The following is a 13,506-nucleotide window of genomic DNA, read 5'->3' as shown; positions in this document are numbered from 1 at the left end:
TTTGTGAACAAAGTTCACAGAAAACCCGAGAACTGCGGCGCGAAATCATGCTTTGCATGATTTTTGTGCATCGCGAAGCGTGTTACTGGGCACGGAGTGAACAGTAACCAATAAGGTGACTGTTCATTGGTAATGTTCCGCGGGATTTTTGGCGCAAAGTGTACAGGAACAATGGAGGATATTTGCAGAAAGGGAAAAAGCATATGTTATATATAGGAAATCATACATCTTCTTCTAAAGGATACGCTGCCATGGGGCGGCAGATGGTGAAAAACGGCGGGAATACATTCGCGTTTTTTACAAGAAATCCAAGAGGGGGAAATGCCAAGGCTATTGATCCGGCGGATGTGGCAAAGTTTCTGGAGCTTGCCAGGGAGCATGAATTTGGGAAAATAGTGGCTCATGCCCCTTATACTCTGAATGCCTGTGCAGTGAAGGAGAATCTGAGAGAGTTTGCAAAGGAGACTTTTGCGGATGATCTGAAGCGCATGGAATTTACCCCTGGAAATTACTATAATTTCCACCCGGGAAGCCATGTGGGACAGGGAATCGAGGTTGGAATCCAGAAGATTGCGGAGGTACTGAATGCAGTTCTTACAAAGGAGCAGACCACAACCGTTCTTCTTGAAACCATGTCCGGGAAAGGATCTGAGGTGGGAAGCCGTTTTGAGGAGCTTCGGGCCATTATGGATCTGGTGGAGAAGAAAGACAAGCTGGGTGTCTGTTTGGATACCTGTCATGTATGGGATGGCGGCTATGATATTGTGAATGATCTGGATGGTGTGCTGAATGAGTTCGACCGTATCATCGGCCTCGAACGTCTGAAAGCAATTCATCTGAACGATAGTATGAACGGCCTTGGCAGCCACAAAGACCGCCACGCCAAAATCGGCGAAGGCCAGATCGGTCTCGACGCCCTGGTCCGTGTCATCCGCCACCCCGCCTTGGAAGGCAGACCATTTATTCTGGAAACACCCAATGACGATGAAGGATGGACGAGGGAGATTGCATTATTACGGGCGAAATATGCGGAATAATGCTGAAAACTTGTAATTGCAAATTTTTTGAAAACATTGACTTCGTTGTATGAGATAAGTATAATATAGATAGAATATTACTATCTCAATGATTCCAAGGAGGTGTCAATATGAATATTCGTCCGTCTGCAGCGATTCGCCAAAATTACAACGAGATTGCTGATATGTGCCGCAAAACAGAAGAACCCATATTTCTGACCAAGAATGGTGAAGGTGACTTGGTGGTTATGGATATTGAAACTTACAACCGTTGGGAAAAGATGCTAAAACTAAGGGAGGAACTGCTTGCTGTTGAGGAAGACAGAATAGCAGGAAGAAGCGGATGTACTCTTGATGAACTGGATGCATACCTTGATGATGTGATTGATGAGGTATAGTGTATGGCAGATAAGAGATATAAGGTAATTGTTTCCGACAGAGCAAAGCAGATGCTGGGAGCGCACTTCCGTTTTATGACACAGGTCAATAAAGAAGCTGCTGCTGCCAAAAAGAAAGAACTGATCACAGCGATGCGCTCCTTAGAGCGTATGTCTCAGCGCTTTCCGTTCTTTGAAGAATCTTATATACCACCGAATAAATATCATAAGATGTTCGTGGAAAAGTGGTATCTAGTTCTTTATCAAATCAAAGATCATGCGGTGTATGTGGATTATATTCTTGATTGCCGTAAGGATTATAGCTGGCTTATTCGATAAAATGTATGGCTGATGTAAAAATCGTTGCTTCAACTGGTGGTGCTTTTTACTATAAAGAAACAAAAAAGGTATTTCAAACGCTTTCTGCCTTGAAATACCTTTCATTTATTTTATTGAAATAACAGAGACGCTGCTTATGAAAGTACTTCGTTCTTCAGTTCTTCTCCGTTCATGTAAGCACGCGCATTTTCCATGGTGGTCTCGGCGATGTTGGTGAGGGCTTCTTCGGTGAAGAATCCCTGGTGGGAGGTCATGGTGACGTTCGGGAAAGAGAGGAGACGCTGGATCAGGGAAGTCTGCATAATGCTCTCGGACAGATCCTCGAATACATAATCAGATTCCTCCTCGTAAACGTCCAGTCCAACTGCGAAGAACTTGTGATCGCGGATGCCGGAAATCAGATCCTCTGTCTTGATCAGGCCGCCGCGGGAAGTATTCACAAGAATCACGCCATCCTTCATCTGCGCAATTGTTTTCTCATTGATGATATGCTTGGTCTCATCGGTAAGCGGGCAGTGGAGGCTGATCAGATCACTGGTAGCAAGCAGCTCGTCCAGGGAAACATACTCCAGGAAATCAAGGTTCTTATTCGGGAAAAGATCATAAGCGATGACGCGCATTCCAAATCCCTTGCAGATTCTTGCCATAGCCTGTCCGATCTTTCCGGTACCGATGATTCCAGCTGTTTTCTTATAAAGGTTCACGCCCATAAGACCATTTAAAGTAAAGTTATTCTCACGGCATTTGATGTACGCCTTGTGAGTGTGGCGGTTTGCGGTAAGGGCAAGTGCCATTGCATGCTCTGCAACTGCCTCAGGAGAGTAGCCTGGTACACGCAGAACCTTGATGCCGTATTTCTGTGCTGTTTTCAGGTCTACGTTGTTGTAACCTGCGCAGCGCATAAGGATTAGTTTCACGCCCTGCTGATGTAACTCTTCTATAACTTTCGTACTCAGATCCGCATTTACAAATGCACAGATGGCTTCATAGCCCTTTGCAAGAGAAGCGGTCTCTTCGTGGATATTCGCTTCGATAAATTTAATTTCAATACCTGGGAATTCAGGCAGAAGTTTGTCAAAAAACTGCTCGTCGTAATTTTTGGTTCCGTAAAATAAAATTTTCATTATTTCTGGCTCCTTTCTTTGTACCAGCCGCTCTTTTGTCTGGGCTGATCTCGGTTCGCTTTGTTTGTCTTTTAGTGTTCCTCAACTTACAGTGAGATTATACGTTATTTTTTCCAGGAAAAAAAGGGGAAAACAGGAAGTTTTTCAACTTCGTCGAATGTGTTAAAAAAATATCAATATAAAAATCAGAATAAAACGAATTTTAAAATTGTGCACAAATAAATACATGACAAAATGTGGAAAATACATAATGAAATTAGGAAAACAGAAGAATTATATAGTGAAAGAGACGATTGCATCAAACTAACATTGATTATTATTTAACAGAATGAGGAGGAAAAACAACCATCTCAAAGAGAAAATATTTGAAAAAAGAAAGGTCATTAACCGAACAAACAGCCAGATTTTACCCATTTTGAGAAAGGAGATTTGAAGAAAAAAGATATTGCATAAAAGAAAGCCGAAACTCCATACAGATGCTTTTCTGGAAAATTCCGGCTTTTATTATTTTTGCTTAATTCACTTGCCTCAGATCGCTATGGTAACCTAAGAGGAGGGAAGGGTTATTCGCCTAAACGATACAGATCTTCATAAAATTCCGGATAGGAAATCTTCACACAGTCGCCACCTTTAATGGAAAGCGGACCGTCGCAGAGGAGTCCGGCGATGGCAAATGACATGGCGACACGGTGATCCAGATAAGAATCAATCACGGCGCCGTGCAGCGGCTTGCCGCCATGAATGATCATGCCGTCATCTGTCGGGGTGATGTCAGCACCCATGCGGGAGAGATTCTCTGCCATAACCAGAATACGGTCGGATTCTTTTACCTTAAGCTCCTTGGCATCCTTGATGATGGTGGTTCCCTCTGCGAAAGCAGCCATAACCGCGATCATCGGGATCTCGTCGATCAAAGTAGGGATAATTTCGCCTCCTACAGTGGTACCGTGAAGCGAACTGGTGCGTACCAGAAGGTCCGCAGTTGGCTCGCCGTCCATATTCACATTCAGCATGGTAATGTCAGCACCCATGTCTTTGCAGACGCGAAGAAGTCCGTCTCTGGTAGGATTGATTCCCACGTTTTTCAGAAGAATTTCGCTTCCTGGAACCAGAAGTCCTGCGGCGATAAAGTAAGCGGCAGAAGAAATATCGCCTGGTACAGTGATTTCCCTTGCATGAAGAGAAGGTTCCGGAACAATGGAAGCGGTGGTTCCCTCAGAGGTTACCTGTGCGCCGAAATAATTCAGCATGATCTCCGTGTGGTTTCTGGAAAGGACGGGCTCTGTGACGCTGGTAACGCCGTCACTGTACATGCCTGCCAGAAGCACACAGGATTTCACCTGGGCAGAAGCAACCGGAGAATCGTAGTGAATGGCTTTCAGCGGATGTCCTGCAATCCGAAGGGGAACGCAGTTGTTTCCTTTTATGCTGGTGATGTCAGCTCCCATGGAAAGAAGGGGAGTCATAATCCGTTTCATAGGGCGGCTCTGGATGGAGTCGTCTCCGGTCAGCTCGGACACAAAATTCTGTCCTGCAAGGATACCGGAAATCAGGCGGGTAGTGGTGCCGCTGTTTCCCACATCTAAGATGTCAGTTGGGGAAGAAAGTCCGCGAAGTCCTTTTCCGTGGACCAGGATTTCGCCGTTGTTGTTCTCGATGTCGATGCCCATTTTGCGGAAACAGGAGATGGTGGAAAGGCAGTCCGCTCCTTCCAGAAAATGGGTAATGCGGGTGGTCCCTTTGGCAAGGGAACCGAACATGACAGCACGGTGGGAGATGGATTTGTCGCCGGGGACTGTAATCTCGCCGTGGAGATTGGTTAATTTTTTTATTTCCATAATAATCGTTCCTTAAATGAAAAGTCTAATACAACAAAATGGAGTATCTGCCATAGAAGAATTAGACGAGTCAATATGGCGGTTACTTCATATTTACTGTACTGATACAGTGTTTGTTTGAAAAATTGATTGTAGTGTATCCCTTATAAACAACCGCTGGGGCACAGATTATCGTTCATAAACGATATAATTGCGCTTCTTCAAAAGTGCAATTGCCCGTTCCATGGCGTCTTCCTCATAAAATTCGATTTTCAGAACGCCCTGTTCAAATTCACGGTTGTGGATGATGCCGATATTCTTGATACTGATCTTGTCCATAGCAAGAATGGTTGCGATGGTAGCAATTCCACCGGCCTCATCTGCAATATCCAGATAAAGCACATAAGCCTTGCGGATGGGTCCATTATCTACCACATCGATGGAGTCACGGTAATCCCTGGAGCTTGCAAACATCTGGTAAATGGCGTCTGCTTCCCTGCCGTCAGAAGCGCAGTTGTCAATGGAACAGCGGATCTGGATCAGCATGCGGATGTAGTCATCCAGAACATTGGAAATGTTCTCGTGATTTTCCATGCAGATCTGCTGCCACATTACAGGAGAAGAGGAAGCGATCCTTGTAATGTCCCGGAAGCCGCCGGCTGCGATGGTTTTCATATATTCCGCGTCATTGTCCAGTGTTTTCACAAGATTGACAAGCGCAGATGCGATAATGTGGGGCAGATGGCTCACACCTGCAGTGATGAAATCGTGCTCCTCTGCAGTGAGCACCATAGGAATGGCCCCAAGGGAGCGGATCAGCTCTGTGAAATCTCCAATATATTCCAGCCCAACTTCGCCGCCTGGAGTAAGAATATAGTAAGCGTTCTCCAGAATGCGCTCATTGGAATGGTCGAATCCGGTTTTCTCAGAACCAGCCATTGGATGACCGCCGATGAAGCAGTCTGTCATTCCAAGTTCCTCAACCTTCTGGTGGATGATTCCCTTTACGCTTCCCACATCTGTAATGATGCATCCGTCCTGACGGATCTCCTTTAAGTATGCCAGGCATTCCAGATTGATTTCTACTGGTGCGCAAAGAAATACATAGTCACAGGTTCCAAACCTTGGATCCTTCATTTCCTCGCAGACACCATCTATAATGCCGCTGCTAAGTGCAGAGGCAAGTGCTTCCTTGCTGCGGTTATAGGCCAGAATGTGGTAGTCCGGATGGTACTTCCGGATGGCTTTGGCGATGGAACCGCCGATCAGACCAAGACCGATAAAACCGATTGTCTTCATTATAATATCGTTTCCTTTCCTTCGTTAAAGTGAGAAACGTTACAGTTCACTTTGTTTACAGTAACGCGCTTCGCGATGCACAGAAATCATGCAGGCATGATTTCGCGCTGCTAGTCTCGGATTTTTCGTGAACTTTGTTCACAAAAAATACCTCGCGGAATATTACCCGCGTTTTAAATAAGAAATTACCTTCTGTCATTGTACGAGATTCCTCGCAAATTGTCAATTCCCACGAAAATGACAAAATAATCTAAACTTTTTTGAAAAAAGACCGTCAAAATCCCAGAAAATACTTGAAATTCTTCTGAATATTTAGTAAAATATGAACATATCAGACAAACAGGGAGGTATTACATATGGACGTTTTTAGAACTGACCGAATCAGAAATGTAGTCCTATTAGGTCACGGTGGGGCTGGCAAGACAACTCTGGCAGAAGCAATGGCATATCTGGCAGGATTGACCAACCGTTTAGGCAAAGTGGAAGATGGCAACACTGTCAGTGATTATGATAAAGAAGAGATCAAACGACACTTTTCCATTACTACATCTGTGATTCCGGTCCCGTGGCAGAAGAACAAGGTAAACATTCTGGACACTCCCGGATATTTTGATTTCGTAGGAGAGGTCGAGGAAGCTGTCAGCGCTGCAGACGCAGCAATCATCGTAGTATCTGGAAAGGCCGGCGTACAGGTTGGTACCCAGAAGGCATGGAATCTGTGCGAGAAGTACAAACTTCCGCGTATGATTTTCGTTACCGATATGGACGTGGACGATGTCAGCTATCGTAAGGTAGTAGATCAGCTTACTGAGCTTTACGGCAAGAAGATTGCTCCGCTTCATTTCCCAATTCGTGAGGACGGCAAGTTTGTGGGATATGTAAACGTTGTGAAGCAGGCCGGAAGAAAATATATTGACAAGGGACAGAAGGAAGAATGTGCGATTCCTTCTTACCTGGATGAGTACCTTGAGAAATATCATGATATCCTGATGGAATCTGTAGCAGAGACCAGCGAGGAATTCATGGATCGTTACTTTGAGGGAGATGAATTCTCTGTAACAGAGGTTTCCGCAGCACTTGCAGCCAATATTCAGGAAGCAAGCATTGTTCCGGTATGCATGGGATCCCCGATCAATCTTCGCGGCGTATCCAACTTGCTGGATGATATCTGCGGATATTTCCCAAGCCCGGACAAACGTTCCTGCAACGGTATTTCCCAGAAAACCAATGAAATTTTTGAAGCAAATTACGACTTCGCCAAAGCGAAATCTGCATATGTATGGAAATCCATCGTGGATCCATTCCTTGGCAAATATTCCCTGATCAAGGTTTGCTCCGGTGTTATCAAATCCGATGATACCCTTCTCAATGTGGAGAAAGGTACAGAGGAGCGCCTGAACAAATTATATGTTCTTCAGGGCTCTAAGCCAATCGAGGTTCCGGAGCTTCATGCAGGTGATATCGGCGCCATTGCCAAGCTGGTAAGCGTTCAGACTGGCGACAGCCTTGCTGGCAAAGCCAATCCGGTACTTTATCCGAAGGCAATCCTTTCCACACCTTATACCTATAAGAGATTTAAGGCTGTAAATAAAGGTGATGAGGATAAGATTTCCCAGGCTCTGTCCAAGATCATGAGCGAGGATAAGACTGTCCGCGTTGAGAATGACGGTGCGAACCGCCAGAGCCTTATTTATGGCATGGGCGACCAGCATCTTGACGTTGTTGTCAGCATGCTGAAGGATCGCTATAAAGTAGACGTAGAGCTTTCCAAACCGAAGGTTCCGTTCCGTGAGACTATTCGCAAGAATTCTGATGTAGAAGGAAAGCATAAGAAACAGTCCGGCGGACACGGACAGTATGGTCATGTTAAGATGCGCTTTGAGCCGTCCGGTGATATGGAGACTCCATATGTATTTGAGCAGGTTGTAGTTGGCGGTGCAGTTCCGAAGAACTACTTCCCGGCAGTTGAGAAGGGACTTCAGGAATGCGTTCAGAAGGGACCTCTGGCTGCATATCCGGTAGTAGGTGTGAAGGCTACTCTTTATGACGGATCCTATCATCCGGTAGATTCCTCTGAGATGGCATTTAAGATGGCAACTATTCTGGCATTTAAGAAAGGCTTTATGGATGCATCTCCTGTACTCCTTGAGCCAATCGTTTCCATGAAGGTTACTGTTCCGGACAAATATACCGGTGACGTTATGGGTGATCTGAATAAGCGCCGTGGTCGTGTCCTTGGCATGAATCCGGATCACAATGGAAATACTATCATTGAAGCTGATGTGCCGCTTCTTGAGATTTACGGATATTCCACAGATCTTCGTTCCATGACAGGCGGAAGCGGAGACTTCTCCTATGAGTTTGCACGCTATGAGCAGGCACCTGGAGATATCCAGCAGAAGGAAATCGAGGCAAGAGCAAGCAAGGTTGCTGCTGATGCTGAATAAAAATGGAGGTTAGGGGCAAAATTTTTGCCCCTAATTCAAAACCTTATTGTGCAAGTATAAACGGCTTTTTGAGTTTTTAACCCTGGTATTTAAAAAACGCCGGAGAGTTTGGGTGAACCCTAGAAATCAAACTCTCTGGCGTTTTTTTATTATGAAAGTCCCAGACGGCAGCCAAGAATGAGCCATGCTTGCATGAGCGAATTTTTGGATATCGGATATTCTAGAGCCTTTTTCAAACAGGCTCTAGACCGTATGAGTAAGTAGGGCGATAGTCTGGATTACGAATGTGGTTGGCAGCTGTGGGAGCGCCCATAGGCGCCAAGCAGCTGACTTTCATATATGGTGATGTCGCTGTTAGGTGACATGTCCGTTTTAAATTAAAGTACTTTCGTGGTCCACTTACTGCAGTCCCACACCTGGGAAACCACATCCTGGTAAAACTCCGGTTCGTGGCAGATAAGAAGAACGCTTCCTCTGTATTCTTTCAGCGCTTCCTTCAACGCATCCTTTGCGTCCACATCCAGATGGTTGGTAGGCTCATCCAGAAGAAGTACGTTGGTCTCTTTGTTTACCAGCTTGCACAGGCGCACCTTGGCCTGCTCACCGCCGCTGAGTACCCGGACCTGACTTTCAATGTGCTTGGTGGTAAGTCCGCATTTTGCAAGTGCGGAGCGCACTTCGTACTGGGTGTAGGATGGAAATTCTGCCCAGATCTCATCAATACAGGTGGTTTTATTATCGCCCTTTACTTCCTGCTCGAAATAACCGATCTGAAGATTGTCTCCTAATTCTCTGGTTCCCTTCAGTGCAGGGATCAGTCCGAGGATACTTTTCAGAAGAGTGGTTTTTCCGATTCCATTAGCACCTACCAGAGCAATTTTCTGACCTCTTTCCATGGAAAGCGTAAGAGGACGGGAAAGGGGCTCATCGTATCCGATTACCAGATCCTTGGTCTCAAAAATATATTTGCCAGGGGTACGTCCCTGTTTAAAATGAAATTCCGGCTTCGGCTTCTCGGCTGCAAGCTCGATCACATCCATTTTGTCCAGCTTTTTCTGTCTGGACATTGCCATATTTCGGGTGGCAACACGAGCCTTGTTTCTGGCAACAAAATCCTTCAGCTCATTGATTTCCTGCTGCTGACGGCGATAAGCTGCCTCCAGCTGGGATTTTTTTACCTCGTAAACCTCCTGGAAGTGGTCATAGTCGCCTACGTAGCGGTTCAGCTCCTGGTTTTCCATATGGTAAACAATGTTGATAACATCGTTCAAAAACGGAATATCATGGGAGATGAGAATAAAAGCATTCTCATATTCCTGAAGATAACGCTTCAGCCAGGCAATGTGCTCTTCGTCCAGATAGTTGGTGGGCTCGTCCAGAAGAAGGATGTCCGGTTTCTCCAGAAGAAGCTTGGCAAGAAGAACCTTGGTACGCTGACCACCGCTTAAATCTGTAACATCACGGTCAAGCCCCAGATCCAGAAGCCCAAGTGCGCGGGCAACCTCCTCAACCTTAGAGTCGATTATGTAAAAATCGTGCATGGTCATAGTATCCTGAATGGTTCCAAGCTCCTCCATAAGAGCTTCCATTTCCTCAGGGGAAGCTTCTCCAAGAGAATCGCAGATGGTATTCATTCGCTCTTCCAGCTCAAAAAGCCAGGAAAAAGCGGATTTCAGTACATCGCGGATGGTCATGCCCTGGGAAAGGACAGAGTGCTGATCCAGATAGCCTACCCGGACATTCTTTGCCCATTGGATTTTGCCCTCATCCGGCATTAATTTGTCAGTTACAATGTTGAAGAAGGTGGATTTGCCTTCTCCGTTGGCGCCTACCAGGCCGATGTGCTCTCCTTTGAGAAGGCGGAAGGACACATCCTGAAAAATAGCTCTGTCACCAAAGCCGTGGGTAAGGTGTTCAACGTTTAAAATACTCATAGGTTGCTCCTGTTCTTAGAATAATGTATGTTGTGCAGCAAACATTCCGGTTTGCCGCAAAAAAAATCTGCATTTGCCGCGGTTAGGATAATTGCTCGATTCCTGTAATATCCGGGGAAGCCATCAAAGAATAGTTGGTGTAATAAACCACAAATCCAGGCTTGGCTCCGGCTGGCTTTTTCACATTTTTTTTCTGAAGATAGTCAATTTCCACCTTGGGGGCAGTGCGTCCCTTGGAATAGTAGGCGGCAAGATTGCCTGCTTCCTCGAAGGTGCGGTCCGGCAGGGTGCCGTCTTTGGTTTTTACTACGACGTGGGAACCGGGCATTTTTTTGGCGTGGAACCACCAGTCGTTTCCTATGGCGAACTTGAAGGTAAGCTCGTCGTTCTGGTAGTTGTTTTTGCCTACATAAATATCGTAGCCATCGCTGGAAACATAGTGGAAGGGCTTGGACTTCACCTGCATTTTGGCGCCTTTTTTGTTTCCGTAATGGCGTTTCACGTAGCCGTACTCCATCAGCTCTTCCTTGATCTGGGAAAGGTCGCTTTCCTCAGTGGCAATATCAAGGGCATTGGAAATGGATTCCAGATGCTCGATCTCGCTGGCTGTGTCTGCAATCTGAACCTCCAGGGCTTCCTGGGTACGCTTCAGCTTGCCGTAGCGGTCGAAGTATTTTTTGGAATTCTCCTGGGGAGTGAGGGTAGGGTCAAGGGGAATGGTGATTTCCTCTCCATTATAATAGTTTACAGCTTTAAAGGATTTGCATCCTTCTTCCAGGCCGTAGCCGTAGGCGTTGATCAGCTCGCCGTAGATCTTGTACTTGTCCTTTTTCTCTGTGTCCTTCATCTGCTTCTGCTGAATACTTAACTTCTTGCGGTTGCGGTCAAGGGCGGTCTGGACGATCTTGCGAAGGTCCGCGGATTTCTGGCGGATGCGGGTGATCACGTCACGGGAAGCGTAGTAGGTTTCCAGCATCTCGGAAACGGATTCATACGTCTGGCTGGAGAAGCCTTCTCCATACTGAGCAAAAGGAAAAACGCCGTATTCTACAGGTTCATCTCCTTTGTATACAATAACAGGGGTAAATTCTTCCCTGCGGATCTGCTCCATCATACCGGAAAATTCCTGATATAATTTTTCACGGGCATTTTCCTCAAGGGCTGTGGCCTCATCATTTCCGTCAATGGAAGCGCGGTAGCAAAGCTCCTGTGCCATCACCGGGCTAAGACCGGTAAGAGTCTGGTAAAGAGCCTTGGAAATGGCGGTAGATTTTCCGCAGACTTTTTCCATAAAGTCTTCTTTGGAAATGGTGAGCGGGTCCAGCTTGTCCTGAGTGTGTGGAATAAAGTAGGGGCGTCCGGGAAGAACTTCGCGGACGGAGCTTACGTTGCAGGATACGTGCTTGATGCTGTCCAGGATCATATTCTGGTCATCGCAGAAAATAATGTTGCTGTGCTTGCCCATCAGCTCCATGATCAGAACCTTGTGGCACACGTCGCCCAGCTCGTTGAGATGCTCCAGCTCAAATTCCACTACACGTTCCAGTTCCGGCTGGCGGATGGCTGTGATCCTTGCACTGCCGATGTGCTTGCGAAGAAGCATGCAGAAGTTGGGGGCAGTGAGGGGACTGATCCGGTTCTTGCCTGTGAAATAGATCAGGGGAAGGGAAGCACTGGCTGAGAGCAGCAGACGCTTCTGGCCGTTTGCCCCTTTCCCGGTGATGAGAAGCTCATCGCTCTCTGGCTGGGCAATCTTGTTGATGCGTCCGCCGGAGAGATTTTTATTTAATTCAGAAACCATTGCTGCAATGGTAATTCCGTCAAAGGCCATAGGAATAACTCCTTTCTATACTATGATGTTCGGGTCAAAAAGTCTTTTGCCCCGAACTTGATATCCACGAATTGCTCCGCTGCGAAGCAGCTCCCGCAATTCTCGAACATTCGGAATCCGCTGATTTACTACGTAAATCGCTACTTCCTTATGTTCGGCGGGTCCCAAGTTCAAAAGCCTTATCATGCAAGCATGAACGGCTTTTTGACCTTTTGCCCCTGATATCAGAATATATTATAACAGCAAAAAAATGATTTGACTAGGGTTTTGGAATGAACTATAATAAATCTGTATGCGTAGAAGTGATGTAAGCTGTTTGGGGCTGACATCATTCGGAACAAAAATCAAAATACAGAAAGAGATTACTATGATAAAAAGCATGACCGGCTTTGGAAGAGCCGAGGTGATTACAAAAGATCGGAAAATCACCGTTGAATTAAAATCCGTCAATCACAGATATCTGGATCTGAGCATTAAGATGCCAAGGAAGCTTGGTTTTCTGGAGGGTGCTATCCGGAATCTTATGAAGACATATATGCAGCGAGGCAAGGTAGATGTATTTATTACCTATGAAGATTATACCTTAAGCTGTGGCGCATTGAAATATAATAAAGAGCTTGCATCTGAGTACATGGCCTATATCCGCCAGATGGCAGAGGAGTTTGGCATTGAGAATGACGTGAAGGCAGGGGCTCTTTCCCGTTATCCGGATGTTCTGACTATGGAGGAGCAGTCTGTAGACGAGGAAGAGCTTTGGGCAGTACTGGAAGGCCCCCTTCGCGAAGCCTGTGAGAAATTTGCCCAGGCCCGTGAAAGAGAAGGCGAGCATCTTAAGAATGACCTGATCACCAAGCTGGAGGCACTGGATGAGAAGGTGAACCAGGTGGAGGAGCGTTCTCCGCTGGTTGTGGATTCTTACAGAGAGAAGCTGGAAGCGAAGGTGCATGAGCTTCTTGAGGATTCCCAGATAGAGGATTCCCGCATTGCAGCAGAAGTGATCCTGTTCTCTGACAAAATCTGTAATGATGAGGAGACTGTGCGTCTTCACAGCCATATTCAGGGCATGAAGAGAATGCTGGAGGAGAAAGAGGGGATTGGCCGCAAGCTTGATTTCATGGCTCAGGAGATGAACCGTGAGGCAAATACGATCCTGTCGAAATCCAGTGACCTGGTGATTTCCAACATTGCCATTGATCTGAAAACCGAGATTGAGAAAATCCGTGAGCAGATCCAGAATATAGAGTAACCAGGGGGATTCAAAGTCGGCGGACGCTCGTGCTTGCACGAAAAGGCCGATGACCTTGAATCCTGCTGGGGTATGA

Annotated in this window: 10 protein-coding genes; 5 read left to right on the top strand and 5 right to left on the bottom strand. The window is 46.2% G+C overall.

Annotated features, from left to right (window positions below):
• Positions 1 to 203 precede the first annotated feature (203 nt).
• The 3 genes from DWZ38_RS09420 (at position 204) to DWZ38_RS09410 (ending at position 1,732) form a co-directional block, all read left to right on the top strand.
• Complete coding sequence (locus tag DWZ38_RS09420) at positions 204 to 1,037, top strand: deoxyribonuclease IV (protein WP_117852255.1); 834 nt, start codon at positions 204 to 206, stop codon at positions 1,035 to 1,037.
• Positions 1,038 to 1,147: 110 nt separating this feature from the next.
• Positions 1,148 to 1,414, top strand: coding sequence for a type II toxin-antitoxin system Phd/YefM family antitoxin (locus tag DWZ38_RS09415; RefSeq protein ID WP_021926505.1), 267 nt, complete (start codon positions 1,148 to 1,150; stop codon positions 1,412 to 1,414).
• A gap of 3 nt (positions 1,415 to 1,417) precedes the next feature.
• On the top strand, positions 1,418 to 1,732 hold the full coding sequence (locus tag DWZ38_RS09410; protein WP_021926504.1) for a type II toxin-antitoxin system RelE/ParE family toxin: 315 nt from the start codon (positions 1,418 to 1,420) through the stop codon (positions 1,730 to 1,732).
• Between the two features lie 134 nt (positions 1,733 to 1,866).
• On the opposite strand, the gene DWZ38_RS09405 is transcribed toward DWZ38_RS09410, so the two are convergent.
• The 3 genes from DWZ38_RS09405 to DWZ38_RS09395 all read right to left on the bottom strand — a co-directional run bounded on the left by DWZ38_RS09405 (position 1,867) and on the right by DWZ38_RS09395 (position 5,972).
• Positions 1,867 to 2,856 (bottom strand): 2-hydroxyacid dehydrogenase, encoded by a 990-nt coding sequence (locus DWZ38_RS09405; RefSeq protein ID WP_021926503.1) that lies wholly within the window; start codon positions 2,854 to 2,856, stop codon positions 1,867 to 1,869.
• Positions 2,857 to 3,419: 563 nt separating this feature from the next.
• Positions 3,420 to 4,694, bottom strand: coding sequence for a 3-phosphoshikimate 1-carboxyvinyltransferase (gene aroA / locus DWZ38_RS09400; protein ID WP_117851999.1), 1,275 nt, complete (start codon positions 4,692 to 4,694; stop codon positions 3,420 to 3,422).
• Positions 4,695 to 4,862: 168 nt separating this feature from the next.
• Entirely contained in the window at positions 4,863 to 5,972 is a 1,110-nt protein-coding gene (locus DWZ38_RS09395; protein WP_117851995.1) for a prephenate dehydrogenase, read from the bottom strand.
• Between the two features lie 356 nt (positions 5,973 to 6,328).
• Between DWZ38_RS09395 and DWZ38_RS09390 the strand changes: the two genes are divergently transcribed.
• A complete protein-coding gene (locus DWZ38_RS09390) occupies positions 6,329 to 8,419 on the top strand; it encodes an elongation factor G (protein WP_021926500.1) in 2,091 nt (696 codons plus the stop codon).
• A 377-nt stretch (positions 8,420 to 8,796) separates the two neighbouring features.
• Here DWZ38_RS09390 and DWZ38_RS09385 read toward each other — a convergent pair whose 3' ends face one another.
• Together DWZ38_RS09385 and DWZ38_RS09380 are read right to left on the bottom strand one after the other, a co-directional pair.
• Positions 8,797 to 10,353: an ABC-F family ATP-binding cassette domain-containing protein gene (locus DWZ38_RS09385; RefSeq protein ID WP_117851991.1), complete on the bottom strand. Its 1,557-nt coding sequence runs from the start codon at positions 10,351 to 10,353 to the stop codon at positions 8,797 to 8,799.
• 82 nt (positions 10,354 to 10,435) lie between these two features.
• Entirely contained in the window at positions 10,436 to 12,184 is a 1,749-nt protein-coding gene (locus DWZ38_RS09380) for an NFACT RNA binding domain-containing protein (protein ID WP_117851987.1), read from the bottom strand.
• Between the two features lie 367 nt (positions 12,185 to 12,551).
• Between DWZ38_RS09380 and DWZ38_RS09375 the strand changes: the two genes are divergently transcribed.
• Positions 12,552 to 13,430, top strand: a complete 879-nt coding sequence (locus tag DWZ38_RS09375) for a YicC/YloC family endoribonuclease (RefSeq protein ID WP_021924698.1) — start codon at positions 12,552 to 12,554, stop codon at positions 13,428 to 13,430.
• Positions 13,431 to 13,506: the final 76 nt, after the last annotated feature.

This window comes from Ruminococcus sp. AF31-8BH (genome assembly GCF_003460605.1).
Classification (GTDB): domain Bacteria; phylum Bacillota; class Clostridia; order Lachnospirales; family Lachnospiraceae; genus Blautia_A; species Blautia_A acetigignens.
The sequence above is the reverse complement of the archived record's forward strand: the minus strand, read 5'-3'. Positions and strand labels throughout refer to the sequence as shown.